The 24,292-nt window shown below is 46.0% G+C and carries 27 protein-coding genes, 2 pseudogenes and 1 riboswitch; of the genes and pseudogenes, 20 read left to right on the top strand and 9 right to left on the bottom strand.

Translation table 11 applies throughout. The annotated features are described in order from the left end of the window. Positions 1-35: 35 nt before the first annotated feature. The 4 genes from MMY81_RS27780 (at position 36) to MMY81_RS27765 (ending at position 3,889) form a co-directional block, all read left to right on the top strand. Positions 36-506, top strand: coding sequence for a hypothetical protein (locus MMY81_RS27780; protein ID WP_252315348.1), 471 nt, complete (start codon positions 36-38; stop codon positions 504-506). 102 nt (positions 507-608) lie between these two features. Beyond that, entirely contained in the window at positions 609-2,657 is a 2,049-nt protein-coding gene (locus MMY81_RS27775) for a thioredoxin domain-containing protein (protein WP_252315347.1), read from the top strand. A 24-nt stretch (positions 2,658-2,681) separates the two neighbouring features. Continuing rightward, positions 2,682-2,843, top strand: coding sequence for a hypothetical protein (locus MMY81_RS27770; protein ID WP_252315346.1), 162 nt, complete (start codon positions 2,682-2,684; stop codon positions 2,841-2,843). After that, positions 2,771-3,889 carry an MFS transporter gene (locus MMY81_RS27765; RefSeq protein ID WP_374562948.1) on the top strand — a complete coding sequence of 373 codons (1,119 nt, stop codon included), beginning with the start codon at positions 2,771-2,773 and terminating at the stop codon, positions 3,887-3,889. The genes MMY81_RS27770 and MMY81_RS27765 overlap by 73 nt, the downstream gene beginning before the upstream one ends. Before the next feature lie 28 nt (positions 3,890-3,917). On the opposite strand, the gene MMY81_RS27760 is transcribed toward MMY81_RS27765, so the two are convergent. Beyond that, positions 3,918-4,550: a LysE family translocator gene (locus MMY81_RS27760; RefSeq protein ID WP_252315344.1), complete on the bottom strand. Its 633-nt coding sequence runs from the start codon at positions 4,548-4,550 to the stop codon at positions 3,918-3,920. Positions 4,551-4,807: 257 nt separating this feature from the next. Between MMY81_RS27760 and MMY81_RS34655 the strand changes: the two are divergent. Both MMY81_RS34655 and MMY81_RS27755 read left to right on the top strand, forming a co-directional pair. Continuing rightward, positions 4,808-4,876: pseudogene (locus MMY81_RS34655) on the top strand (GntR family transcriptional regulator); the annotation flags it as partial. Positions 4,877-4,900: 24 nt separating this feature from the next. Further along, positions 4,901-5,353 carry a GntR family transcriptional regulator gene (locus tag MMY81_RS27755; RefSeq protein WP_308215511.1) on the top strand — a complete coding sequence of 151 codons (453 nt, stop codon included), beginning with the start codon at positions 4,901-4,903 and terminating at the stop codon, positions 5,351-5,353. Positions 5,354-5,399: 46 nt separating this feature from the next. Here MMY81_RS27755 and MMY81_RS27750 read toward each other — a convergent pair whose 3' ends face one another. Beyond that, positions 5,400-5,927: a polysaccharide deacetylase family protein gene (locus tag MMY81_RS27750; RefSeq protein ID WP_252315343.1), complete on the bottom strand. Its 528-nt coding sequence runs from the start codon at positions 5,925-5,927 to the stop codon at positions 5,400-5,402. A 301-nt stretch (positions 5,928-6,228) separates the two neighbouring features. Between MMY81_RS27750 and MMY81_RS27745 the strand changes: the two genes are divergently transcribed. The 5 genes from MMY81_RS27745 to MMY81_RS27725 are packed head-to-tail and all read left to right on the top strand — an operon-like array spanning position 6,229 to position 11,559. Continuing rightward, a complete protein-coding gene (locus MMY81_RS27745; RefSeq protein ID WP_252315342.1) occupies positions 6,229-7,521 on the top strand; it encodes a sugar ABC transporter substrate-binding protein in 1,293 nt (430 codons plus the stop codon). 26 nt (positions 7,522-7,547) lie between these two features. Next, on the top strand, positions 7,548-8,843 hold the full coding sequence (locus tag MMY81_RS27740; RefSeq protein WP_252315341.1) for a sugar ABC transporter permease: 1,296 nt from the start codon (positions 7,548-7,550) through the stop codon (positions 8,841-8,843). Beyond that, positions 8,844-9,686: a sugar ABC transporter permease gene (locus MMY81_RS27735; RefSeq protein ID WP_252315340.1), complete on the top strand. Its 843-nt coding sequence runs from the start codon at positions 8,844-8,846 to the stop codon at positions 9,684-9,686. Between the two features lie 41 nt (positions 9,687-9,727). Then, on the top strand, positions 9,728-10,462 hold the full coding sequence (locus MMY81_RS27730; protein WP_252315339.1) for a ThuA domain-containing protein: 735 nt from the start codon (positions 9,728-9,730) through the stop codon (positions 10,460-10,462). 26 nt (positions 10,463-10,488) lie between these two features. Beyond that, positions 10,489-11,559 carry a Gfo/Idh/MocA family protein gene (locus MMY81_RS27725; protein ID WP_252315338.1) on the top strand — a complete coding sequence of 357 codons (1,071 nt, stop codon included), beginning with the start codon at positions 10,489-10,491 and terminating at the stop codon, positions 11,557-11,559. Between the two features lie 319 nt (positions 11,560-11,878). Here the strand turns inward: MMY81_RS27725 and MMY81_RS27720 are convergent, their stop codons facing one another. Together MMY81_RS27720 and MMY81_RS27715 are read right to left on the bottom strand one after the other, a co-directional pair. Beyond that, complete coding sequence (locus MMY81_RS27720) at positions 11,879-12,544, bottom strand: potassium channel family protein (protein ID WP_252315337.1); 666 nt, start codon at positions 12,542-12,544, stop codon at positions 11,879-11,881. A 32-nt stretch (positions 12,545-12,576) separates the two neighbouring features. Continuing rightward, a complete protein-coding gene (locus MMY81_RS27715; RefSeq protein ID WP_252315336.1) occupies positions 12,577-12,966 on the bottom strand; it encodes a DUF1516 family protein in 390 nt (129 codons plus the stop codon). Between the two features lie 118 nt (positions 12,967-13,084). After that, positions 13,085-13,187: riboswitch (TPP riboswitch) on the top strand. Positions 13,188-13,317: 130 nt separating this feature from the next. Here MMY81_RS27715 and MMY81_RS27710 point away from each other — a divergent pair. The 3 genes from MMY81_RS27710 to MMY81_RS27700 are packed head-to-tail and all read left to right on the top strand — an operon-like array spanning position 13,318 to position 15,871. Next, positions 13,318-14,097, top strand: a complete 780-nt coding sequence (locus tag MMY81_RS27710) for an ABC transporter ATP-binding protein (protein WP_252315335.1) — start codon at positions 13,318-13,320, stop codon at positions 14,095-14,097. Next, positions 14,094-14,858 (top strand): ABC transporter permease, encoded by a 765-nt coding sequence (locus MMY81_RS27705; protein ID WP_252315334.1) that lies wholly within the window; start codon positions 14,094-14,096, stop codon positions 14,856-14,858. Before MMY81_RS27710 ends, MMY81_RS27705 begins: the two co-directional genes overlap by 4 nt. Further along, positions 14,858-15,871, top strand: coding sequence for an ABC transporter substrate-binding protein (locus MMY81_RS27700; protein ID WP_252315333.1), 1,014 nt, complete (start codon positions 14,858-14,860; stop codon positions 15,869-15,871). The genes MMY81_RS27705 and MMY81_RS27700 overlap by 1 nt, the downstream gene beginning before the upstream one ends. A 55-nt stretch (positions 15,872-15,926) precedes the next feature. Here the strand turns inward: MMY81_RS27700 and MMY81_RS27695 are convergent, their stop codons facing one another. The 3 genes from MMY81_RS27695 to MMY81_RS27690 form a co-directional block, all read right to left on the bottom strand. Further along, a complete protein-coding gene (locus MMY81_RS27695) occupies positions 15,927-16,424 on the bottom strand; it encodes a hypothetical protein (RefSeq protein WP_252315332.1) in 498 nt (165 codons plus the stop codon). 137 nt (positions 16,425-16,561) lie between these two features. Further along, positions 16,562-16,831 (bottom strand): helix-turn-helix domain-containing protein, encoded by a 270-nt coding sequence (locus tag MMY81_RS35940; protein ID WP_374562946.1) that lies wholly within the window; start codon positions 16,829-16,831, stop codon positions 16,562-16,564. Continuing rightward, positions 16,824-17,480 (bottom strand): hypothetical protein, encoded by a 657-nt coding sequence (locus tag MMY81_RS27690; protein ID WP_252315331.1) that lies wholly within the window; start codon positions 17,478-17,480, stop codon positions 16,824-16,826. Before MMY81_RS27690 ends, MMY81_RS35940 begins: the two co-directional genes overlap by 8 nt. Positions 17,481-17,686: 206 nt before the next feature. Here MMY81_RS27690 and MMY81_RS27685 point away from each other — a divergent pair, with 206 nt between their 5' ends. Further along, complete coding sequence (locus MMY81_RS27685) at positions 17,687-18,007, top strand: hypothetical protein (RefSeq protein ID WP_252315330.1); 321 nt, start codon at positions 17,687-17,689, stop codon at positions 18,005-18,007. Positions 18,008-18,027: 20 nt separating this feature from the next. Here MMY81_RS27685 and MMY81_RS27680 read toward each other — a convergent pair whose 3' ends face one another. After that, positions 18,028-18,933, bottom strand: coding sequence for an EamA family transporter (locus tag MMY81_RS27680; RefSeq protein WP_252315329.1), 906 nt, complete (start codon positions 18,931-18,933; stop codon positions 18,028-18,030). Positions 18,934-18,963: 30 nt separating this feature from the next. Next, entirely contained in the window at positions 18,964-19,677 is a 714-nt protein-coding gene (locus MMY81_RS27675; protein WP_252315328.1) for a glycerophosphodiester phosphodiesterase family protein, read from the bottom strand. Between the two features lie 189 nt (positions 19,678-19,866). On the opposite strand from MMY81_RS27675, the gene ftsW reads away from it, so the two are divergent. The 5 genes and pseudogenes from ftsW to MMY81_RS33525 all read left to right on the top strand — a co-directional run bounded on the left by ftsW (position 19,867) and on the right by MMY81_RS33525 (position 24,282). Beyond that, positions 19,867-20,991: a putative lipid II flippase FtsW gene (ftsW, locus tag MMY81_RS27670; protein ID WP_252315327.1), complete on the top strand. Its 1,125-nt coding sequence runs from the start codon at positions 19,867-19,869 to the stop codon at positions 20,989-20,991. Positions 20,992-21,086: 95 nt separating this feature from the next. Further along, positions 21,087-21,380, top strand: coding sequence for a metal-sensitive transcriptional regulator (locus MMY81_RS27665; RefSeq protein WP_252315326.1), 294 nt, complete (start codon positions 21,087-21,089; stop codon positions 21,378-21,380). Between the two features lie 67 nt (positions 21,381-21,447). Next, positions 21,448-21,657: a copper chaperone CopZ gene (gene copZ, locus MMY81_RS27660; RefSeq protein WP_252315325.1), complete on the top strand. Its 210-nt coding sequence runs from the start codon at positions 21,448-21,450 to the stop codon at positions 21,655-21,657. A 105-nt stretch (positions 21,658-21,762) separates the two neighbouring features. Continuing rightward, positions 21,763-24,151 (top strand): annotated as a pseudogene (locus tag MMY81_RS27655) (heavy metal translocating P-type ATPase). Further along, positions 24,151-24,282, top strand: a complete 132-nt coding sequence (locus MMY81_RS33525; protein ID WP_256498014.1) for a hypothetical protein — start codon at positions 24,151-24,153, stop codon at positions 24,280-24,282. The pseudogene MMY81_RS27655 and the gene MMY81_RS33525 overlap by 1 nt, the downstream one beginning before the upstream one ends. Positions 24,283-24,292 lie beyond the last annotated feature (10 nt).

Here is a 24,292-nt window from a genome sequence, read left to right as displayed (position 1 = left end):
TTAGAGTAGTAAAGGATGAAAAAAGGGGGAGAACCATGAAAACAGCATTATGGATTACGGGTGCAGTATTGGCTGTTATTGGCGTTTCAGCCTATTTGTACGTAACGGCCCAGCAAGAACAGCAGGCTCAGACTGAAAAAGAAGTAGAGGAAATCCAGGAGACCGTAGGAGAAGACCATGAGGATATTGGAGAGATAGTAAGGACATCTCATCAGTTTTATAACAATACAGCCGGTTATGGCGGCCTTCAGAGTCTTGAAATGGACAAGCAGATCGATCAGGCAGAGGAAAACATAGAGCATGTGAACGAAATGGATCCGGACAGCGCCAGTCTTGAAGAAGACCTTGGTGAGATAAAAAGCCTGTCAGAAAGTGTGGCTGCCAACAGGGAAATAGAAGACGTGCGCATGCTGCACCGCTATTTTCATGATCTCGATATTGCACTGAATTACTACGACGGCAACACAAAAATATGGGGCGTTACCGAAACACTCGAAGCCGGATAAAAGGACTCGAAAGAAAAAAACGACAAACTATGAGAAAATAAAGAAGGCGCCGTTTGGGCGGCTTCTTTTTCGTCTATACTATGAAAGAAAGGACGTGTTTGAATGAATAAACTGCAATATGAAAAATCACCTTACTTACTTCAACATAAAGATAACCCCGTCGATTGGTTTCCGTGGGGCGAGGAAGCATTTGAGAAAGCCCGAAAAGAAAATAAGCCGGTCCTCGTCTCCATCGGGTATTCCACCTGCCACTGGTGCCATGTGATGGAGGAGGAGAGCTTCGCGGATGAAGAAACAGCGGCGCTTTTAAATGAACGGATGATTGCGATCAAAGTGGACCGCGAGGAACGTCCCGATATTGATGCCATCTATATGAAAGCATGCCAGGCGATGACAGGCCGCGGCGGCTGGCCGCTCAACGTATTTCTGACGCCTGATCAAAAGCCGTTTTACGCCGGAACGTATTTTCCTAAAAAGAGTATGCAGGGGATGCCTGGGATCACGGATGTCGTCACCCAGCTGTCAGACAAGTACAAGGAAGACCCTGCTAAAATTGAGCAGGTGAGCAGTCAGATGGAAATCGTGCTTCAGCCGGGAGATACATCGAGCCAGATGGACATTGGCCGGGAAACGCTGGCTCAGGGATACGGGCAGCTGTTTCACAGCTTTGACAAGCTGCACGGCGGCTTCGGCTCTGCTCCGAAATTTCCAACGCCTCACACCATTCTGTTTCTGCTTCGCTATTATCAGGATACAAATGAAGCAGAAGCGCTTAATATGGCCGTGCAGACGCTGGATCACATGGCATCCGGCGGTATATATGACCACATCGGATTCGGCTTTTCCCGATATTCCGTGGATGAGAAGTGGCTTATTCCGCATTTTGAGAAAATGTTGTACGACAATGCACTCCTGCTGATGGCATACACCGAAGCCTATCAAATCACGAAAGAGCGCCGTTTCCGGAAAACGGCTGAAGACATACAAACCTACCTGCTGCGGGACATGCAGGATGGTAAAGGCGGCTTCTATTCCGGAGAAGATGCAGATTCTGAAGGCGTGGAAGGGAAATTTTATACTTGGACACCTGACGAACTGAAGCAGGTTCTCGGAGACGATCTGGCGGAGCAGTACGGCGCCGTTTATCATATTACCGAACATGGTAATTTTGAAGGCAAAAATATTCCTCATATGATCGGCTCTTCTATATCAGAAGCCGCGCTTTCTTTCCAGATCGACGAAGGAGAGTTCCGTGAAAGGCTGGAAGAAGCCAGGCATAAGCTTTTTGAAGCCAGAAAAAAACGGACAGCTCCATTAAAAGATGATAAAATTCTTACCTCCTGGAACGGCCTTACAATTGCGGCTCTGGCCAAAGCAGGCCGGGTGTTTAAAAAGGCAGACAGCTTAATTGCGGCCAAGCAGGCTTATTCCTTTATTGAAAAAGAACTGTACAACAATGAACGCCTGATGGTCCGCTTTCGTGACGGCGAAGTAAAGCATAAAGGCTTTCTGGAGGATTATGCGAACATGCTGTGGGCCTCGATTGAAATGTATGAAAGTACATTTGAACTGCACTACCTGGAACAGGCTAAATCACTCGGACATGAAATGATCCGATTGTTCTGGGATGAAGCGGAAGGCGGCTTTTTCTTTTACGGCAGCGATGCGGAGTCTCTTCTCGTACGTCCGAAAGAAACAAGCGATGGGGCGATGCCATCCGGAAATAGTATAGCTGCTTACCAGCTGCTCCGGTTGGGACGGCTGACAGGAGATCCTGTTTTTGAGAACACTGCAAAAGCATGCGTACAGGCATTTTCCGGAAACCTGGCCCAATATCCGCAAAGCCATATGTATTTTCTGCAGGCGCTTGGTGCACTTGTAGCGTCTTCCAAAGAAGTGGTTATTCTTTCCAGCATGGAGGATGAAGAAACCAAGTATATCGTCGACACGCTTCAGGAAGACTTTCATCCGAACGTTACCTTCCTCGTAGCGGAAGAGGCGGAAGAGCTGCAGCCGGCGGTACGTTTTATAAAAGGCTATAAAAAGCTGGAAAACAGTACGACTATTTATGTATGCGAAAATTATTCCTGCCACACTCCGGTGACTTCTGCCGCAGAGGCAGTAGACTTAATAAAAGGCACCAGCGAATAAGTTCCGGCTGAAAGAAGGTACTACATGAAAACGACCATTACGCTCCGCCACCATATATTATTTTTAGCCAGCATTTTTTGTTTTTGGTTTGCTACGTATATTTATATTCCAACATTCAGCTTATACCTGGAATACCAGGCTTTTCCATTGGATATGATCGCATCATTCTTGGAAGCTATGGTGTGACCCAGGTGCTGCTGCGGTTTCCGCTCGGTATTCTCTCCGACCGGCTCCAGCATATGCGCAAAGTACTGTATGTAGCGGGTTTTGCCTTTGCTATTGTGAGCGGGCTGATGTTAATTTACTTTGATTCCTTTTTCCCTATTTTACTGGCCCGGCTGTTTGCCGGTGTAACGGCAGCGATGTGGGTCATGGCCACCATTATGTATGCCCAGTATTTCCGGCCTGATCAATCTTCGCGGGCGATGGGAACCGTACAGTTCTTAACGGTAACGCCTCAGTTTATCAGCATGGCAAGTGCCGGATTTCTCGTCTCCCAGCTTGGCTGGGCACTGCCATTCTGGATTGCCGTTGTCTTTTCTGTCCTCGGCCTCGTGCTTGCCTTAGGGGTTAAAGTGGTGCCGGTGGAAACCGGGAGTGCTCCAAAAATGAAGCTGTCGGACTATGTCACCGGGACGCTGAAAGTAAAATATCTGCTGCCGGTAACAACGGTATCCATGCTGTGCCACGCGATTATGTTTATTACTATTTTCGGATTTACGCCGCTATACGCCAGTTCGCTGGGTGTGACGGAAAGCGAACTGATCTGGCTTATGACCGGCTTTTTTGTGCCTCATGCCGCCGCGTCGCTTGGCGTCGCCTTTGCTTCTATATCAGCGGAAAGGGAGCGGTTCTATTTTATCGGCGGATTGGTTTTAACCGTCGTTATGCTTGCAGTGGTGCCGCTTACTAACTCGCTGCTGACCTTAAGCCTTGTGCACGGCGTGATTGGACTGGCGCTCGGTGTTGTACTTCCGCTGCTGCTTGCTAATATTGCCCGGCTCCCGGCCAATCAGCTGAAAAATTCCGTGATGGGATTTTATCAGTCCTTTTATGCGCTCGGTATTTTTCTTGGTCCTCTTATTGGAGGAGCCGTGGCTGAAAATCTCGGCTTAAACGCTGTATTTGTGATGGGAAGTGTCTTTGCCCTGGCAGCGCTCGGCATTGTGTGGATCTATTTTAAAGATCGAACCTCATCAGTAAATAATATGAAAAAGCCGGCTTCCTTTTAAAAGGAAGCCGGTTTTTTAGATTGTTTTTTTAGAAAATCAATTTTGCACCGAATGCCATTAAAGCAAGACCGGTCGATTTCTGGAATATCTGCTGAAAGCGCGGGCTGTTTAACCAGCGCTGCACGTGGCCGAGTACAAAAACGAGCACAAGAAACCACGTGACGGCGATAACGGTTAAGATACCGCCCAGAACCATCAGCTGCTGGGGTACATTACCGCTCATATCTACAAACGGCGGCATAAAGGTGATATAAACGACCACTGTCTTAGGGTTCAGGATGTTGCTCAGCACTCCCTGCAGATAGGAGTCTCTGGAATGCCCCTTGCTGCCGGCAGCGGCTGTTTCATCCGCGCTTTTCTGAACCTCTTTGAAAGAAAAAGAGCTTTTCGTCGTAAAGGAACGGACGCCTAAATAAAATAAATAGGCGGCTCCCATATATTTAATCGTTTCAAATAGGACAGGGGACTGGGAGATAACCACAGATAATCCCAATACCGCAATAATCGTCCAGAAAGTCAGGCCTGTAGCCATCCCAAGTATCGTAAAGCGTCCGGCTTTAGCGCCGTGCGAGAGTGTATTTTTCATAATAAGTACGGTGTCTGCTCCGGGAAGCATAGACATCATAGCAGCCATCAATATATAGGCTGGTAAATTTTCCATAGAGCAAGTCTCCTAACAATATACATATGCAATATATTACATATTAGAATATATCATAGTTAAGAGGGAAAAGCACGCTGTAGCGCGGATATTTTATTTGCTTTATACTTTAATTAAACGAAAAAGACGTGAAAGGTGATATAGACTGTGCCGATTCCATCCGATTTACCTATACCGGAAAGAAAATCCGCAAAAGACCGGGCGTATTTACAAATTCAGCAATGGATTATTAACGGAACGCTTCAGCCTGAAAAAAAATTAACGACTCCGAACTGGCGGAGGCGCTTGGAGTAAGCAGAACACCTATTAGGGAAGCGCTGCAGCTATTAAACGAAGATGGATTCGTAGAAATGAAGCCCGGAGTGGTCACACAGGTAACGCAAGTGAAGCCGGAAGACGCTGTCCTGATCTTTCCTCCGCTCGCTTCGCTGCAGGCGCTGGCTGCGGAAATAGCAGCGAAGGATATGAATCAGGAAACGATAAAAGAGCTGCGCGGGATAAATGAAATGTTTACAGAAGCGATTCAGGCCGGTGATCACCGGGCTGCGCTGCAGTGGGATGAAAGATTTCATGATATTATCGTCGACAGTATTGAGAACCCGTATATTTCCAAAACAACCCTTTCCCTGCAGTCGCACGTTCGACGGCTGTTCTACCACGATTCCATTAAACTGACGGAAGAATCGATAGAGGAGCATGAACAGATTATTCATGCGATGGAAAAGCGCGATTCCAAAACGGCAGCTGAAGTAACCCGCATCAATTTCTTCCGGCCGATTGACCATGATTATCCGCTTCAGTGAGAAGGAAGGGCCAGGCACGTATAGCCTTTTAGATGAAGACGGTCAATCAGTTCAGGGAGAACGGATACGGTCTGCTGCAATTCATGCAGGAGAATAATTGATCCCGGCTGTACAGAGTCCATGACGTTTGGAATGATAGCGTCCGGACTCTTTTTTCTTTCCAGTCGAAGGAGGCGGTGTCCCACATCACAAGTTCGAGGCCGAGCTCCTGTACGACGCGGACCGTTTCCTCATTATAGCGGCCGTAGGGGGGGCGGAAATATTCGATGGGTGAAGGGTTGATGCTTTTAATGGCCTGAAGGCTGCTTTGTATTTCGTGCTTTTGTTTATCATAGGAAAGCGACGTAAGGTTAGGGTGGCGGTGGGTATGGGAACCAAGCGTATGGCCTTCCTCAATAACCCTTACTGCCGGCCGCTCTGGATGAATCAGCCGTCCCTGCCAGAAAAATGTCGCCTGTGCGTGTTTGGCTTTTAATATATCCAAAAGTTGGTGGGTGCAGCGGCTCGGTCCATCATCAAAGGTTAAAAAAACAGCCTTTTCTTCAGATGGAACAAGGGACGCCGCATTCGTCAATGCGTGATCGGTAGGAAAGCTGGACCCAGCTCCTTTTTTTGCAATTCAAGGGGACTGCCGCATGCTGATTCCTCCTCTTTTTTTATCTTTTATTAGTATAGAGGAAAGAATGGGATGCGCCTATTTTTCTGCTTCATAAAATACTGCTTGCTATTTTTGAAAACGCTTACTATAATTATTGTATAGAAACCGAAACGTTTCGATTTGATTATATTAAACAATATATTCTCTTAGAATCAGGCCTATTATTTTACTTTTTATCCGAAACGTTTCGGATTATATTTAAGGAGGTTTTTACATAATGAAACAACGTAGTAAATGGCTTGGAACCAGCCTGCTTATCCCGGCTTTGCTGCTTACAGCCTGTGCTCCTGAACGAGATGCGCAGGGAGTAATCGGTGGTGACAGCACAGGCGGAGACCCGGGGAAACCGGAGTCACTCAGCATATGGACATCTGACCTGGAACTTGCTGTTGAGGCCTATGGAGATATTACAGAGCAGTTTACAGAAGAAACCGGTATTGAAGTGAATCTGCGGGGTATGACGATTGATGAACAGACTGAGGGAATGTCCTTGGATGGCCCCGGCGGAAGAGGACCTGACTTGTTTTTTCAGCCGCATGACAGAATTGGTGATATTGCCCTGCAGGGACTGGCGGTTCCTATAGACATTACGGAAGAACAGCGGAATCAGTATGAGGAAGCTGCTTTGGATGCCATGACCTATGAAGGAGAGTTATATGGTCTGCCGGCTGTTCAGGAAACCTATGCCCTCTATTACAATAAATCGATTACAGAAACGCCGCCGGAGACGCTTGAAGAATTAGAAACGCTTGCACAGGAAGAGACAGATGCTTCCCAGGATGAATACGGCTTTCTAATGGAAGGCATTAACTTTTACTTTACGTATCCTTTTATGACCGCATTCGGGGGATATGTATTCGGTGAAAATGAAGATGGCACTTACAACATAGACGATATTGGATTGAATGAAGCCGGAGCCGTAGAAGGCGCAGAGATGCTGCAGTCCTGGTTCGATGAAGGGTACCTGCCCCGCGGTGTTAACGCAGACATTATGAATGGGTTGTTCGAAGAAGGAAATGTCGGAGCGGTAGTAAGCGGTCCCTGGTCTTTACGGGATTACCAGCAGGCACTGGGTGAAGACAATCTCGGCGTTGCTCCGCTTCCTACAACTGATGAGGGGGAAGCACTTCGTTCATTTTCCGGCGTCCAGGGGTGGCTTGTTTCAAGCTTCATTGACGTGGAACGCAGGTACTGGGCAGAAGAGCTTGCTTTCTATATGACGAATGAAGAAAGTTCAACTTCTTATGTGGAAACGACAGGCCATATTCCCGGAAACAAAGCCGTTGTAGAGTCCGACCTGATTCAGGAAGATCCTTTTTTATCCGGTTTTGCTGAACAGGTCCGGCGTTCTGAAGCAATGCCGAATCCTCCTGAGATAAATCAGGTTTGGGACCCAATGGAAGATGCCCAGCAGTTTATTTCTGAGGGTGATGATGCAGAAGAAGTATTAAATGAAGCAGTTGAAGAAATTAACGTAAATATTGAAATGCAGGCACCACCTGAAAGATAAAAGAAAGCAGGGGAGAGGAGCTTTTGATGACTAAAAATAAAAAAATAAAGCATCCCGAAAAGCATAGTGTAAGAACGGCTGGTTTATTGAGTATTATTCCAGGCTTTGGACAATTTTATAATAAGCGGTGGATAAAAGGATCGATTCTATTTGTTCTTGCTTTATCGTTTGTTCTTACATTTCTTCAATTTATAAATATTGGGCTGTGGGGCATACGGACACTTGGGACGCTAGAAGGGATTGACGATTCCAGAACACTTCTTATTCAAGGGGTACTGGCTGTCTTTCTCTGCCTGGTTGCTCTGGGCTTTTATATATTAAACATTTTGGACGCGAGAAAGGATGCGGCTAAATTAAAAGAAGGGTGGCAGATCCCTTCTGTTATGCAGTCTCTAAGAGATTGGTGGGATTTTGCCTTTCCATATGTAATGGTAACACCGGGACTGCTTCTCCTGATATTTGTAGTCGTTTTTCCGCTTCTTTTTATGACGCTCATCGCTTTCACAGACTATAACCGCTACAATTCACCGCCGGGTAACTTATTAAACTGGGTCGGTTTTGAAAACTTCATAGATATTGTAAATGTACCCGTGTGGCGGGAAACGTTTATATCCGTTCTGGCATGGACGCTTGTCTGGACATTTGTCGCAACCACCCTGCAGATTGGGCTTGCGCTCATTTTAGCGGTTTTCGTTAATGATGAACGAATCAAGGGCAAAAAGTTGATCCGGACGATCTTTATTCTTCCGTGGGCCGTGCCGGCTTTTGTTACTATTTTAATATTTGCTGCACTATTTAATGATAATTTCGGAGCGGTTAACCGAAGCATTGTGGAACCGCTGCTGGGGTACGGCCTGCCGTGGCTGACCGATCCGTTTTGGGCGCGAACGGCGCTTATTATGATTCAGGTCTGGCTGGGCTTTCCGTTTGTCTTTGCGCTTTTTACCGGCGTACTGCAGAGCATTTCCAAAGAGTGGTACGAAGCAGCGGAAGTAGACGGGGGCTCAAAACGGCAGAAATTCCGCTTTATCACACTGCCTCACGTTTTGTTTGCCACCGCACCGCTTCTTATCATGCAATATGCGCAGAACTTGAACAACTTTAATATTATTTATTTGTTTAATGAAGGCGGACCTGCCGTGCGGGGTCAGAATGCCGGGGGAACGGATATCCTCATTTCCTGGGTCTACGATTTAACCTTCCAGAACAACATGTTCAATATGGCGGCAGTTATTTCCTTGATTATGGGGCTGATGATTGCAGTATTTGCTATTCTGCAGTTTAGAAGAACCAGGTCATTTAAAGAAGAGGGGGAAATATAAATGTCATCTAAACTAAAATCAAGGCTTGAGGTAGCGGGTATTTATCTGGTGATTGCTTTTATGTTTGCTGTCATCTCCTATCCACTGCTCTGGACACTCGGTCTCTCCTTTAACGAAGGCACGAGTCTATATTCCTCCAGCATTATTCCTGAGAATTTTTCCCTGGAACACTACATCTGGCTGTTCACCGATCCTGACAGCATGTATTTAACCTGGTATAAAAATACATTAATTGTTGCCGTTACCGTTTCTGTCGTCGCTACATTTATCGTCGCCTTAACGGCCTATTCTTTTTCCAGATACCGTTTCAAAGGCAGAAAGTACGGCATTTATGCTTTCTTAATTCTGCAGATGTTTCCGGTATTAATGGGAATGGTAGCTCTTTATATTCTATTAAATATTATCGGTCTGCTTGATTCGCTGGCCGGTCTTATGCTGATTTATATTGGCGGAGCCATTCCGATGAACGCCTTTCTTGTGAAGGGATATTTTGATACGATTCCAAAAGAACTTGATGAATCAGCGAGGATGGATGGAGCTGGTCATTTCCGAATTTTCTTTACGATTCTTCTTCCCCTGGCAAAGCCGATTTTGGCAATCGTTGCCTTGTTTAACTTTATGATGCCCTTTATGGATTTTCTTCTGCCCAGCATTATTTTAAGAAGTGAAGAAAATTATACGCTGGCACTGGGATTATTTAATTTTGTAAATGATCAGTTTTCTAATAATTTCACCCGATTTGCTGCGGGATCCGTATTGATCGCGCTTCCGATTGCCACCATTTATCTATTTTTGCAGAAATGGCTCATTTCCGGGCTGACCGCTGGAGCAACAAAAGGTTAATTTATTACGAAAATATATTATAATGAATACAGGAGGCTTTTATGAAAATAGTTGTATGGAACGAAAACAGGCACGAGAAAGAAAACGAAGTGGTTTCTTCCATTTATCCGGAAGGAATTCACGGAGCGATTCAAGGCTTCCTGAGAGAAGAGGGACTTGATGTAAGCACGGCTACATTGGACGAACCGGAGCACGGATTAACAAAAGAGGTTCTCGACAATACAGACGTTCTTATCTGGTGGGGTCATCAGGCTCATGACGAAGTGACCGAAGAAGTCGCAGAGCGTGTGAAAGAACGCGTATTGGAAGGAATGGGACTGGTGGTACTGCATTCTGCCCATTTCTCGAAAATATTTAAAAAATTGATGGGTACTTCCTGTGATTTGAAGTGGAGGGAAGCGGATGAAAAGGAACGCCTTTGGGTCGTCAATCCGACGCATCCTATTACAGAAGGCATAGGAGAATTCATTGAGCTGGAAAAAGAAGAAATGTACGGGGAGCATTTTGACATCCCTGTACCGGAGGAATTGTTATTTGTCAGCTGGTTCGAGGGTGGAGAAGTATTCAGAAGTGGTGCCACTTTTCAGCGCGGGCGTGGAAAAATCTTTTATTTCCGCCCTGGACATGAAACGTATCCGACGTACTACCATGCAGACATTCAGCGTGTGATACGTAACGGCGTGCACTGGGCAGCTGGACTGGCCACACCAAAGCCGGTTTACGGAAACGCTCAGCCGCTTGAACCTATTGCCGGCACAACCGCTGTTAAACGCTGATGGCGACACTAGAGGGGTATATTCTAATGGATAAGCTAAAAATTGGCATCATTGGATCAGGTGGAATCGCGCAGTCCAGGCACATTCCCACTTTTCAGCAGCTGGAAGATAAAGTTTCCATTGAAGGCGTATATGATATTAATCAGGACCGGGCTCAGGAAGTAGCAGCTGCTTTTTCTATTGCCCGGGTATATCACAACATTGAAAGAATGCTTGAAGAAGTAGATGCCGTTGTGATCTGCACGCCGAACAAGTTTCATGCAGATATAGCAGTACAGGCTCTGGACCGCGGCATTCACGTTCTTTGCGAAAAGCCGATGGCTATCACAACAGAAGAATGCGAACGCATGATAGAAGCCGCTGAAAAAACAGACTCGGTTCTTGCTATTGCCTTTCACTACCGCTTTGGGCCGGAAGCCCAAATTGCCAAGCAGATGATGGAGAACCATGAAATCGGTGACCCGCTCGTCTGTCGTTTCCAGGCGCTGCGCCGTCGGAAAGTTCCGGGCTGGGGCGTCTTTACAAATAAAGAACTCCAGGGCGGAGGAAGCCTGATTGATTACGGCTGTCACCTGCTTGATCTGTCTTTATGGCTGCTTGGAAATCCGAAGCCGCTGGAAGTAATGGCAAAAACGTACGATCGGTTGAGCAAAGCGCCGAATCTCACGAACGAGTGGGGTCAGTTTGACCAGAACACATTTAACGTGGAAGACCATGTAACCGGATATATCACATTTGAAAACGATATTACGATGCAGCTGGAATGCTCCTGGGCAGCTAATATAAAAGAAGATACGGAACAGCTGAGCATTTCCGGAGTAGAAGGCGGTTTACAGCTCTTTCCGTTTGAACTGTATCAATCTAAATATGGCACCCTGTTAAACAGCACGGCTCAAATTAATAAAATCGATAATATAGAGCCGTACTATCAGGCAAATAATTTTGTGGATTCCTGCACAGGTGAAGCAGAGCTTATTGTGAAGCCGGAGCAGGCGATGAAAGTGACAAAAATCGTTGAGGCGCTCTATGAGAGCAGCGAAACAGGCAAAAGCGTTCGATTCGAAGAAAATCCAACCACTTTTGAAGAATCTTATTAAAAAGAGACTGTCCCAAAAAATATTTTTATCATGCTATGAGGAAATAAATGAAGAACCTCGCATCCACTTTACAAGGATGTGAGGTTCTTTTTGCATCGTTGAGCTATTTATTTTTTTAAGCTGACTCTTATGAAAAATCATAAAAATAACCAGGTGCCGACTCAGGCAGACCAGCCATCGCTGAAGATAAAGAAAGGTTTTCTCTTTAGCTGAGGCATGGCCTGCCGAAAGCGTGCGCCTGGTTTGGCTGGCAGCATTTTGCTGGTCAGGGGTACCTTTTGGGAGACCCCGCTTCATTAAAAACGGAAATCTTTTAAATCTAAAGGCCTTCGTTCTCAAAGCGGCGGATCTCATCTTTGTGACCTAAAACAATCAGCATGTCTCCCTGCTCAATTTGATCATTAGGGCGGGGAGATACATTAACGTCTTCATTTCGTTTAATCGCAAGAATCGTCACGCCATACGTGGCCCGGACATTTGAATCAATCAAGGTTTTACGGTGTAGTTTTTTTGTAGCATACACTTCGACAATTGTGTAATCATTGCTCAAGTCGATGAAATCAATAACTTTTTCCGAAGTCATGTTGTGGGCAACACGGATTCCCATATCAAATTCCGGGTGTACTACCCGGTCAGCGCCGATCTTATCTAGCACCTTCTGATGGTATTTATTCTGGGCTTTGGCCCAGACAATCGGTACGTTCATATCTTTTAATACAAGTGTCGTAAGCACACTTGCCTGAATATGGTCACCGATAGCGACAACCACATGGTCAAAGTTGCCAAGACCCAGGGACTTTAATGCTTTTTCATCCGTAGAGTCGATGCAGGCTGTCTGCGTAGCATACGTGACGTATTCGTCCACTTTTTCTTCATCCTGATCAATCGCAAGAACTTCATAGCCTAAATGATAAAGTTCCCGACAGATACTCCCTCCAAATCGGCCTAGGCCTATAACAGCAAATTGTTTTTTGTTTTTTGCCATGGGAAAACGCTCCTTTATGTGTCAAATTCGTCTTATAGTAAATAAATGCCCTGAGGGAGCAGCAATCCTAAAATAATAGTAAATATAACAAATCCTATCACAAAACGGACGAAGAGAGGGTGGCCGGTGTTCTTGAATAAGTGAACAAAGTAAACTTCAATTAATCCGATGCTTATTAAGCCGCAGGCCAGTTTAAACAGGCCGCCTAAATAAACGGGACGAAGACCGAGAACAAGCCCGCCGGTTAACAGCAGCGGCAGATAGAAGAATCGAAGCAGGTAGTGAAGAAGAACAGCGGTCCGATTCATATTGGTCTTGTGAAATATATAAACAGCACCTGCGAGCAGAATAACTACTGCTACAGCAGCAAGATGTATAGTGAGTATGGTATCAGCGATAATAGACTCTCCTAATGTAGACATTTTCTTAATCATATCATGCGTGTACGTGTTACAGGAGCAGAGATTTTTCTGGAATAAAACTTCCGGTATGAACCATTTCGAATATGTGCTATCTTTAAGAGGCAAAGACAAATCATATAACAAGCACTAGGGGTGCTGCAAAGCTGAGAGGGATGATATTCATCCTAACCCTGGAACCTGATCTGGATAACACCAGCGGAGGAAAGTGCGGAATGTTCACCTGAAAAAGCAGCCTCTCGTGCTGTTTTTAATGATAGAACGATTTTTCCGCCGCTCCTCTACTGGAGCGGCTTTTTTGTGTGCAGATACAAGTTCCGGGAAAGCAAGGCACATGTAAAAAAGGGGGCGGAAATGAATAAAAAGCAGAAACCGGCACTGGAATTTCGGGATGTGACCTATGCCTATGCTGATACCGATGCACCGATCTTCGAGCAGGTGCAGGCTGTAGTGGAGAAAGGAGAATTTGTCAGCCTGCTTGGACCGAGCGGCTCAGGAAAGTCAACGTTCTTCCGGCTTGCCGCAGGGTTAAGCAATCCAGTCAATGGGTCTGTGCATCTGCACGGATCAGATTCCGGCATAAGGCTTGGCAGGGTAGGCTACATGCCGCAGCAGGATATGCTGCTGCCCTGGCGCACCATTTTGGAGAATGGCATGCTTCCTCTGGAAATAAACGGTCTTTCCAAAAAAGAGGCAGGAAAACGGGTATCCGCTCATTTAGAAGCATTCGGCCTCGGGGGTCTCGAACATAAGTATCCACATGAACTGTCCGGTGGAATGAAGCAGCGCGTGTCTTTTCTTCGTGCCGTAGTAGGAGGAAACGACATCCTCATGCTGGATGAACCATTCAGTGCGCTTGATTCCATAACCCGTTTTATGATGCAGGAGTGGCTGCTTGAGAAGTGGCAGGCTTCAAGGCAGACGCTTATTTTTATTACCCATGACATCGAAGAAGCGTTATTTCTATCCGATCGTATTTTATTATTTACCGAACCGCCGATAAAGGGTCCCCTCACGGAAATTACTGTCCCGCTTCCAAGGCCGAGAGACGAGGGGGCACGGGATCACCCGGAGCTCTTAAAGCTGAAGCGGGAGCTGATTGAAAGAATGCGCAGGGAGGAGAGGCTGCGATGAATGGCTGGAAAGGGACAGGCGTTTCTTACATCGGAGCGGCTCTGCTTGCGTCTGTTTTTTTTATTATCTGGGAAGCAGGAGCCCGCTGGTATGACACGCCTTATATACTGCCGGCACCGTCTGCGGTGCTGCAACGGCTGGTGGAGCTCGCTGATATATTATTTCTTGTACACCTGCCGGCCACACTTCTCGTTATAGGAACCGGACTTGGCATCTCAATTGTTTGCGGAGTTGGCATTGCGGTGCTGATGAGCCGGAGCCGGGTGGTGGAAAAGAGTGTGTTTCCTTTACTTATCACGTCGCAGACCATACCGATTATTGCACTTGCTCCGATCTTTGTTTTGTGGTTTGGCTATTCCATGTGGAGCAAAGTCGCTGTTACGGTGCTGATTACTTTTTTCCCAATCACAGTCGGGGCGTTTGACGGTCTTCGGACAGCAAGCAGGGATATGCAGGATCTGCTTCGGACGATGGGCGCCGGAAGCTGGCAGATTTTCAGAAAAGTTCAGGTACCGATGGCCCTTCCTTCTTTCTACTCTGGATTAAAAGTTGCAGTTACGCTGAGTGTCATAGGTGCGGCTATTGGAGAATGGCTGGGAGCAGATGCGGGACTCGGATATTTCAGCCGCAGGATGATGACGCAGATGGACGCAGCCGGCGTATTTGCACCGATTGTTCTGTTGTCGCTCGTAGGCATTGGTCTTTTTTTGGCAGTAAAAGCAGTAGAATATGCAACTACAAAAAAAGGAGGAAATAGATAATGAATAAGCGGAATAAATGGATCAGGCAGGCCGTACTGTTTGCTGCAGGGGCTGCAGTACTGGCGGGATGTGGAAGCGAAAGCGAACAGCAGGCAGAAAACGAAGAGCTGCAGGAAGTTGATATTATGCTGGACTGGTACCCCAACGCGGTGCACAGCTATTTGTACACGGCCCAGGAAAAAGGATACTTCGAGGAAGAGGGGCTCGACGTGAATATTATGTTTCCAACGAATCCGACGGATCCTTTGAATCTGGCCGCTGCAGGGGAAGTGGATCTTGGTATCAGCTATCAGCCGGACGTCATTACGGCGCGTACTGAAGGTATTCCTGTAGTAAGCGTTGCGGCCATTGTACGGTCTCCTCTTAACCACATTGTGTACAAAGCGGACTCTGACATAGAACGGCCGAGAGATTTAGAAGGCCGGACCGTCGGATATCCGGGTATTCCGGTTAATGAGCCGATTGTAGAAACGATGGTGGAGGACGACGGCGGCCAATTCGAAGAAGTAGATCTGGTAGACATCGGCTTTGAGCTGCAGTCTTCTCTCGTAAGTGACCGGGCCGATGCGGTAAGCGGGGCATACATTAATCATGAAGTACCTGTGCTGGAACATGCCGGTACGTCTGTAGAATATTTTAATCCGGTCGATTACGGCGTTCCTCCGTTTTACGAGCTTGTTCTCGTCACAAATGAAGAGACGCTGGCAGTGGAAGAAGAGAAAATTAATGCCTTCTGGACGGCGGCAGAAAAAGGCTACACATACATGAAAGATCATCCGGAAGAAAGCCTGGACATTTTATTTGAGAATGAGGATCAGGAAAATTTTCCGCTGGAACGGGAAGTAGAAGAAGAAAGCCTGAATATATTGATGGATAAAATGGAAACAGAAGACGAAGCCTTTGGCAGCCAGGATCGGGAATCCTGGGAGGAAACGATCAGCTGGCTCGAAGAAATGGAGTACATTTCCGAGACGCCTAACGTTGATGATATATTTGTAAATATGTCAGAATAAAAAACGGCTTTGTGCTCTCTATGAGCACGAAGCCGTTTTTGGTTTATCATCTATTCTACATAATCAAGTAGTCCAGGTTTACATTTATCGTTTCCTCTACCTGGTCGATACCATGCTGATCCTTCACGGAACCATTATAGACAAGCTGAATCGAATCAGCATTATCGGGAAGTTCTACTTTATAATAAGTGGAGTTCATGGTTTTTTGGCCTGGCTTTAATACTTCTTCGCCTGTTGAAGATCCGCCTCGCTTTTCTTCCATAGAGACCGCTTCATCAAGGTGGTTACCGTCTTCATCAAGCACGCGTATCTCTACAAATTGATCATCGTGATAACAGGTGATTTCCTCGTTGTTAGGATTTTCGACGTAGGGGTGGATATAAACAATAGAGTCCTCGGGATTAGTGTATTTAACGCCAACTTCTACACGTTCGGTCAACTGCTGATACTGATGGCTGAAGGTAGGAGTAACAAAATAATACGTAGCCCATCCCAGCGTAAGAACAATAACTATCGGAATTCCCCACTTCATCCATGAAAAACGATTTTTCACCATAATCCCCCTTTAATCGATACCTGTCTGCTGCTGTTTAAAATGTCAGGTTTGTTGTCATTTATTAGTATAAGCCGGACAAGCACCGAAAGAGAAGGGGATTTGCAAAGCGTTATATAGTCTTAAAGACCCTGTCATCAGATTGACATGTAAGACATATAATAGGTCCTATTCCGTGTAAAAAAGGAAATAGCGATTAAAAAACCCGATTCTGCTGTTATTTTTGATTGTGTTCGAGTGTGTTGACAAATTCGAAAAATCCCCGGCGTCCGGCCCGGTTCGAAGCGGTGGACGCATTCCATACACTTTAATCGAAGATCCTGGCGCAGATCTTCCCGGTTCTGCGGTTTTGTCTGCGACAGCGATTTCTGAATAAAGGGCTCAAATTTCTGCAGAAAGTCATACATGGCTTCCCGGTCCTGCTGTTTCGCTTTTTCTGCTAAGACATATAGAGAGGCTGTCATTATATCTCGCTCCTTTTAATAGATGGTCGCTGTAATATAAGCGTAAAGTCTGGAAAGGCCCTGATGTCTGGACCGGTAAATAGCCTGAGGCGTCATATCCCTCAGGTCCCTCATTTGTTTTGCAATAATCCCTCATTTGTTCTGCATAGCTTTTTTGCAAAATCCACTGTTGATGTGAAGTTAATGCCTGATAGGCGGTATACAGCGTTCTGCTTTCCAGCTCTTCGGCAAGAACATGCGAGGACAGCGGCGCTTCCCATACCGGCTCTTCCCACGTATCGCTGTCCACAATAAGCGGCTGAAGGGTTTCTATTTTCCGGTGTTTTTTATCAAACTGTACTGCGTGCCAATGAAGAGACTTTAAAATATACGCTGTTAATTTCTTTTCCTCCCGATACTGCCGGAATGCTTTATCGAGCGCTGATTGATCTCCTTCTTTCTTACAGCATACTGCCTCTATAAACAAATTACAGTGAACAGGATCGGCAAGAAACTGCCGGAGAAGAGGAGAAGAGAGCGCTTGTTTGTGGGTATGAATATAGTGATCAAGCTGAGGGCATTTTCCCAGAAGATGTGATAAATAATAAGCCACGATGTTCCCTCCTTTCTATTCTTCCGTGCAACAATCAGGGTGTGAGATATGCTTCTATATGAACAAAAGGTAAATACAGCAAAAAAAACAAACCATTTTACGAACATTTGTTCTTATTTTATAGGGAGAATAAAAGAATTGCAAAGCGGATTCGATATTTTGTTAGAATAGACCCTGGCAGGATAAATAGAAAAGAGGGAATAAACATGAAAATGGCTGCTGGCATTCTTCTGCTGCTCGTTATTGCGGCAGTGTATGTGTACTTTGTGCGCACACGTGCCAAAATAGGGAGGATACTTAAGCATTCTCTGCAGACACTGGCGCTTCCGATTGATCAGATGAAACGAATTGAGGTATCACAGGGGCCGTCTGCACTCGAACATGATGAGGCAAACCGCGTCGGCTCGCCCTATGCGGAAAAAAAGAGGCTGATCGTGATTATGAAAGACGATACGATGCACGTGATTGCATTAAAAAAAGCCGCACAGACAGCAGAAATACTGCGCAGAAAAAGCCAGCTCTCCTAATCAAAGGAAAGCTGGCTTATTTATGGACTCTCGGGCAGAAGAGCGGATTTTGATTTCTTAGTTTCGGCAACAAGCAGAACAGAGGACAGGACGAGCAGCACCCCGAGCGTCTGCCATCCATCAAGCCGGTCGCCAAATACAGCAACCCCGATAATAATGGCGACTACCGGCTCCACCGTGGAAAGAATAGAAGCACGGCTTGATTCAACATGGGTCAGACCGATCGTGTACAAGATATAGGCAAGTACCGTCGGGATAATCGCAAGACCGAACGCAAACAGCAGCACCTGCGGCTGGAACAGCAGGCTGCTTTTAGCAAAAATACCCCCGGTAGGTATCATCAGCAGGCTGGCGCAGATAAACGAATACGCTGTGATGGTAATAGAATGATACGTCCGGCTTACATATTTACCGAAAATGCTATAAAGGGCGTAGAAAAAGCCGGAAGCGATACCGGCCGCAATGGCAAGAGTGGTCACAGACGTCTGAAAGCCCGGCAGAAGACCAACGGCAAAGGCGCAGCCGGTAATTGTAAAGCCAAGAGCCAGCAGCTTTCTAGGCGTGAGCCACTCTTTAAATAACAACCTCGATAAAATCGTCACAAAAAGAGGACCGGTGTAGAGAAGAACGACGGCTAAAGATAAAGAAGCCTCCTGGATGACTAAAAAGTAGCAGTAGTTAAAAAATACAATACTTACAATGCCGGTTCCCATAAAAAAGGGAAAGTCCCTGGCTTTTATTTTCAAGTAGTGTGGAAATTTAACAGCGAGAATACATACAATAAATACAGCAGAGAACACGGCCCGAATGGCTACCGTTTCCCATGGAGTAAAGCCTGCCTGGTACAAATATTCAACGAATAGGCCAATCGTTCCCCAAAGAGAGGCCCCTATAAGAGTAAGAAGATAAGCTTTGCTGCGAGTCATAGAGGCACCACCTGTTTTATCAATATTGGTCTAGTGGGAGAGTGTAATTGGCAGAATGCCGTGATCGGTCATAATGCCGTCTACCTGCAGGTTCACAAGGCGCTGCAGGGCTTTTTCATCGTTAACGGTAAACACACGTACTATAATGCCCTGGTCCATCAGCTCGACAATTTCTTTATCAGAAATAGTCTGGCGTTTTACGTGAAGCGAAAAGACGTCTGCCTGCTGCAGATAGCGGAGAGGTTTATACAGGCCGGAGGAAACCAGCAGTGCTTTCTCCGGTTCCTCCCATTCTTCATGCAGAGAAACAACAGAAGGATGATGAAAGCTTGAGATAATAACCCGGGATGCGGGCAGAACAGGTTCAACAATAGTCTTCACGGCCCGGATAAGCTCGGGCATTGTTTTTAATGGTCCTTTTAATTCAATATTAACAATCAGATTATTTCCGGCAAGCCACTCTGTCACTTCTTCTAGAAGGGGAATAGCTTCATACGTACCGCCAAACCAGGATCCGGCGTCGAGTTTTTTTAAATCCTCCCACGTTTTGCTGCGGATGGATCCGCGGCCGTTGGTTGTACGGTTAACGCTCAGGTCATGTATAACGACGACCCGGTTGTCGCGGGTAAGCTGGACATCAAGCTCAATACCGTCCGCACCTCTTTCTTCTGCGAGACGGAAAGCAGCCATTGTATTTTCGGGTTTTATTATTGAAACGCCGCGGTGGGCAAACCATTGTGTCATAGTATCCTCCATTGCAATTGTCTTGTTTAATTTTCATTAAATAGTGCTATTTCTGCTTATTTCTTTATAGGAATAATAAAAACCGCTTGAAACCATTACTGCTTTCTAGTAGTTTTACACCTAAAGGCCATGTAAAAAGCGGGCTGTGAACACGTGAATGATCGTTTGAAAAGGGGTAAAGGCGTTTATATGAAAACAAAATGGAGTTTTTACGATTGGCCTCTCATAGGTGCTTCTTTTATATTAGCAGTATTTGGATTAATTATGGTATACAGTGCCAGTTTTCCACTCGGTATTGACCTGTTTGATAATCCGCTTCATTTCATCAGCAGACAGTTAATATTTTTTGTTTTAGGTACTGTAGTATTTATTTTTGTGGTGCATTTCCCTTATACATATTATCAGAAATTAACTCCTTTTATTATAGGAGCCTGCATATTGATGCTTCTGGCAGTAATTGCTGTAGGTATCGAAGTCAATGGATCGCAGCGCTGGCTGTCATTCGGTCCTATACAGATTCAGCCTTCTGAATTTGTGAAATTGGCGATTATTATTTACTTAGCACATGTATATTCCAGAAAACAGCATTATATCACAAGCTTTATCCGGGGCGTACTTCCGCCCCTTGTCGTTGTAGTGTTTATCTTCGCATTGATCATGCTCCAGCCTGACCTGGGAACCGCAATGATGATTTTGTTGATCGGTGGAACGATCGTATTTTTATCAGGAGCGCGCTGGCAGCATCTTGGTGTGCTGGGGGGCCTTGCGGCCGCAGTTGTTACAATTCTTGCCGTGCAGGAGCCTTATCGGATGCAGAGGCTGGTTGCTTTCCGGGACCCATTTGAATGGGAGGCAGAAGGCAGCGGGCATCAGCTTATTCAATCCTATATTGCGATGGCTAATGGAGGCGTTACGGGCACAGGTCTTGGACAGAGCGTCCAGAAAATGCATTATCTTCCGGAGCCTCATACAGACTTTATTTTTGCCGTTATCGCAGAAGAACTTGGATTTCTCGGTTTACTATTTGTAGTGCTTTGTTTTGCCGTTATTGCCTGGAGAGGATTTTTAATTGGCAGAAAAAGTACAACCACATTTGGAAAACTGCTGTCATTTGGCATTGTGTTTTTCCTATTAATGCAGGCGTTATTTAACCTGGCGGCGGCTACCGGCCTGATGCCGATTACAGGCATTACGCTTCCGATGGTAAGCTACGGCGGATCTTCCCTGCTTGTTTCTATGCTATGTCTTGGAATATTGGCAAACGTAGCCAGAATGAACAAAAAAGCAGCCTATCAAAAAGAGGCAGCGGCTTAAATAATCAGAAGCGGAATTATTTCTCTAGGAAATAATTCCGTTTTTTGTTAAACTAAAATAAATACAGGGTATATGTATAAAAAGGGGGCTTTAGCATGGAAAAAGAAATAAGCGTAAAAGGTACCGTTCAGCCTAATAAACAACAGCTTCTCAATCGCTTGAAACGTATTGAAGGCCAGGTAAGAGGAGTTCATCAAATGGTGGAAAACGACCGCTACTGCGTGGATATTCTTAACCAGATCGCAGCCATTCAATCCGCAACCAATAAAGTATCGCTTGCTTTGCTGGAAGATCATACGAATCACTGTGTTTCCAGCGCAGTTAAGCAGGGAAATGGTGAAGAGTCTATTCAGGAACTAATGAGTGTAATGGGAAAAATGTTGAAATAAAGCTTTTCATATACCTATATAGGGTATATAATGGAAGTATCATAATGAAAATAAAGGAGGACTTTATATGGCTTTGGAAACATTAAACGTAAAAGGAATGTCCTGCGATCATTGTGTGAAAGCAGTGAAATCCGGAGTGGGAGAGCTTTCCGGGGTGTCGTCTGTTGATGTGAATCTAAAAAAAGGAACCGTTTCTGTAGATTACGATGAAACGAAAACAGACCATAAAGATATCGTGGAAGCTATCGATGACCAGGGATACGACGTCGTTTCTTAAGCAGGGGCTCCCTGCTTATATTTTTGTATTTCATATACCCTTATAGGGTATAAAGGGGGATTTACATTGTCCAACGAGAAAAAAGTCACTTTTGATATATCCGGTATGACCTGCGCGGCCTGTGCTTCGCGAATTGAAAAAGGGGTAGGGAAGCTTTCCGGAGTAGAGGAAGCCCAGGTAAACCTTGCTATGGAGCTGGCTGCGATTACCTACGATGCGGACAGCGTGTCTCAAAAAGAAATGGCAGATAAAATAGAGGCTCTCGGATACCATGTGGAACAGGAAAAAACAGAATTTGATGTTCTGGGCATGACCTGCGCCGCCTGTTCGACCAGAGTAGAAAAGAAGCTGAACAAGCTTCCCGGCGTGTCATATGCTGCAGTGAATCTTGCCACGGAGACAGCATCCGTGGAGTATTTTCCAGAAACAATCCAGCCGGAAGATATGGAAACAGCTGTCGATAAAATGGGATATGAATTAAAGCAGAAAACCGAGAGCGGCAGTGAAACCGCTTCTAAGCGGGAGCATGATATTTCCGTACAAACAGGAAGGTTTTATTTTTCATTGATTTTGGCACTTCCATTGTTTTGGACGATGGTCACCCATTTTGAATTCACTTCCTTTATCTGGGTGCCCGCAATGTTTATGAATCCATGGGTACAGCTGGCGCTGGCCACTCCTATTCAGTTTATAGTCGGGGCTCCTTTCTACAAAGGAGCATACAAAGCGCTTCGGAATAAAAGCGCTAATATGGATGTTCTCGTTGCCATGGGAACCTCTGCGGCCTATTTTTACAGTATTTATTTAGGTCTGGAATGGACAGCCGCAGGCTCGATGGGAATGCCGGAGCTTTATTTTGAAGCAGCGGCTGTTATTATCACACTGATCGTGCTCGGAAAACTCTTCGAAGCCCGGGCTAAAGGCCGAACCTCACAGGCCATTCAATCGCTGCTCAGCCTTCAGGCGAAAACGGCGCTTGTGGAACGAAACGGTGAAGAGATGACTCTTCCTGTTGAAGAGGTAGTGCAGGGAGACATTGTGCTGGTTCGTCCCGGGGATAAAATTCCAGTGGATGGAGAAATCCTTTCAGGCAGTTCTTCTGTCGATGAATCCATGCTTACTGGTGAAAGCATGCCTATTGATAAAGAAGCAGGCGACGCGGTGACGGGTGCAACGATGAACAGCAACGGATCACTGCGTGTGCAGGCTTCAAGGGTCGGAAAAAATACGGCGCTTGCGCGTATTATTAAAGTCGTTGAAGAAGCACAGAATTCAAAAGCAGATATCCAGCGCCTCGCTGACCGTATTTCAGGTATTTTTGTACCAACGGTTATCGGAATAGCGTTTCTCACCTTTGCTGTCTGGATGATCTGGATTGCACCGGGTGAATTCGGTACAGCGTTGATTCCTGTTATTTCTATCTTGGTTATTGCCTGTCCCTGTGCGCTTGGTCTCGCGACACCAACCTCCATCATGGCAGGATCCGGCCGTGCGGCAGAAATGGGAGTTCTGTTCAAAGGCGGGGAATACCTGGAGAGCACGCAAAGCATCGATACAGTGATTCTTGATAAGACCGGTACGATTACAGAAGGCCGTCCGGCAGTGACTGATATACTGGCAGTCCGTCCGGAAGAAGAAAGAGAGCTTCTTTCTATAGCTGCCTCTGCTGAAAAAGATTCGGAGCATCCACTAGCAAAAGCGATTATGGAAAAGGCTGAAAAAGAAGAAGCTTCTCTGTTTTCCGCTGCATCTTTTAAAAGCATACCCGGCAAAGGTATACAAGCGGAAGTAGAAGGAAGGGAAATACTTGCAGGAACCAAAAAGCTGATGGAAGAAAACGGCATAGACTTTGAGTCGGCCCGGGAGGCGGTTGAAGCTCTCGAAGCCGAAGGGAAAACAGTTATGCTTATTTCCTCCGCCGGATTATATATGGGCGCGCTCGCTGTAGCAGATACGGTAAAAGAAACATCTGCTGAAGCCGTCCGCCTGCTGAAAGAAGCGGGTCTCGAAGTGGTTATGATGACAGGGGACAATGAAAAAACGGCCCAGGCTATCGCCTCAACGGTCGGTATTGAAAGAGTCTTGGCTGAAGTGCTTCCGGAAGAAAAAGCATTCCATGTTCGCGAGCTTCAAAAGGAAGGGAAAAAAACAGCGATGGTCGGAGACGGGATTAATGATGCTCCGGCTCTGGCTGCCGCGGATATTGGCATGGCTATTGGAACAGGGACAGATATTGCGATTGAAGCTGCTGATGTGACGCTGATGCGCGGCGATCTTCTAAGCGTCGTTGATGCCGTAACAATGAGCCGGAAAACGATGCGCACATCAAGCAGAATTTTTCTTTGCATTTCTATACAATTCGCTTGGTATTCCTATCGCAGCTGCAGGCCTTTTGGCACCATGGATTGCCGGTGCGGCAATGGCTTTCAGCTCCGTATCTGTTGTAACAAACTCGCTCAGACTTCAGAAAATCAAGCATAGGAGGGCCGGCTGATGGATAAAACGATTCTGACCTGGATTATTTCCGGCGTGCTTTATCTCGCCGCTGTCATTGTTTTGTATGGCGTTCTGGGAGACGGCTCTTCTATGGAGCATGCGTCATCTTGGACGTTTGGACAGTATTAGTAAGTCATAT

This window comes from Sinobaca sp. H24 (assembly GCF_023845525.1).
The sequence above is the reverse complement of the archived record's forward strand: the minus strand, read 5'-3'. Positions and strand labels throughout refer to the sequence as shown.

Excerpts from the sequence above, each read along its gene's own strand:
- MMY81_RS27780 (WP_252315348.1), top strand. The coding sequence starts at position 36 with ATGAAAACAGCATTATGGATTACGGGTGCAGTATTGGCTGTTATTGGC.
- MMY81_RS27775 (WP_252315347.1), top strand. The coding sequence starts at position 609 with ATGAATAAACTGCAATATGAAAAATCACCTTACTTACTTCAACATAAA.
- MMY81_RS27770 (WP_252315346.1), top strand. The coding sequence starts at position 2,682 with ATGAAAACGACCATTACGCTCCGCCACCATATATTATTTTTAGCCAGC.
- MMY81_RS27760 (WP_252315344.1), bottom strand. The coding sequence starts at position 4,550 with ATGGAAAATTTACCAGCCTATATATTGATGGCTGCTATGATGTCTATG.
- MMY81_RS27755 (WP_308215511.1), top strand. The coding sequence starts at position 4,901 with ATGAAGCCCGGAGTGGTCACACAGGTAACGCAAGTGAAGCCGGAAGAC.
- MMY81_RS27745 (WP_252315342.1), top strand. The coding sequence starts at position 6,229 with ATGAAACAACGTAGTAAATGGCTTGGAACCAGCCTGCTTATCCCGGCT.
- MMY81_RS27740 (WP_252315341.1), top strand. The coding sequence starts at position 7,548 with ATGACTAAAAATAAAAAAATAAAGCATCCCGAAAAGCATAGTGTAAGA.
- MMY81_RS27735 (WP_252315340.1), top strand. The coding sequence starts at position 8,844 with ATGTCATCTAAACTAAAATCAAGGCTTGAGGTAGCGGGTATTTATCTG.
- MMY81_RS27730 (WP_252315339.1), top strand. The coding sequence starts at position 9,728 with ATGAAAATAGTTGTATGGAACGAAAACAGGCACGAGAAAGAAAACGAA.
- MMY81_RS27725 (WP_252315338.1), top strand. The coding sequence starts at position 10,489 with ATGGATAAGCTAAAAATTGGCATCATTGGATCAGGTGGAATCGCGCAG.
- MMY81_RS27720 (WP_252315337.1), bottom strand. The coding sequence starts at position 12,544 with ATGGCAAAAAACAAAAAACAATTTGCTGTTATAGGCCTAGGCCGATTT.
- MMY81_RS27715 (WP_252315336.1), bottom strand. The coding sequence starts at position 12,966 with ATGTCTACATTAGGAGAGTCTATTATCGCTGATACCATACTCACTATA.
- MMY81_RS27710 (WP_252315335.1), top strand. The coding sequence starts at position 13,318 with ATGAATAAAAAGCAGAAACCGGCACTGGAATTTCGGGATGTGACCTAT.
- MMY81_RS27705 (WP_252315334.1), top strand. The coding sequence starts at position 14,094 with ATGAATGGCTGGAAAGGGACAGGCGTTTCTTACATCGGAGCGGCTCTG.
- MMY81_RS27700 (WP_252315333.1), top strand. The coding sequence starts at position 14,858 with ATGAATAAGCGGAATAAATGGATCAGGCAGGCCGTACTGTTTGCTGCA.
- MMY81_RS35940 (WP_374562946.1), bottom strand. The coding sequence starts at position 16,831 with ATGTATGACTTTCTGCAGAAATTTGAGCCCTTTATTCAGAAATCGCTG.
- MMY81_RS27685 (WP_252315330.1), top strand. The coding sequence starts at position 17,687 with ATGAAAATGGCTGCTGGCATTCTTCTGCTGCTCGTTATTGCGGCAGTG.
- MMY81_RS27680 (WP_252315329.1), bottom strand. The coding sequence starts at position 18,933 with ATGACTCGCAGCAAAGCTTATCTTCTTACTCTTATAGGGGCCTCTCTT.
- MMY81_RS27675 (WP_252315328.1), bottom strand. The coding sequence starts at position 19,677 with ATGACACAATGGTTTGCCCACCGCGGCGTTTCAATAATAAAACCCGAA.
- ftsW (WP_252315327.1), top strand. The coding sequence starts at position 19,867 with ATGAAAACAAAATGGAGTTTTTACGATTGGCCTCTCATAGGTGCTTCT.
- MMY81_RS27665 (WP_252315326.1), top strand. The coding sequence starts at position 21,087 with ATGGAAAAAGAAATAAGCGTAAAAGGTACCGTTCAGCCTAATAAACAA.
- copZ (WP_252315325.1), top strand. The coding sequence starts at position 21,448 with ATGGCTTTGGAAACATTAAACGTAAAAGGAATGTCCTGCGATCATTGT.
- MMY81_RS33525 (WP_256498014.1), top strand. The coding sequence starts at position 24,151 with ATGGATAAAACGATTCTGACCTGGATTATTTCCGGCGTGCTTTATCTC.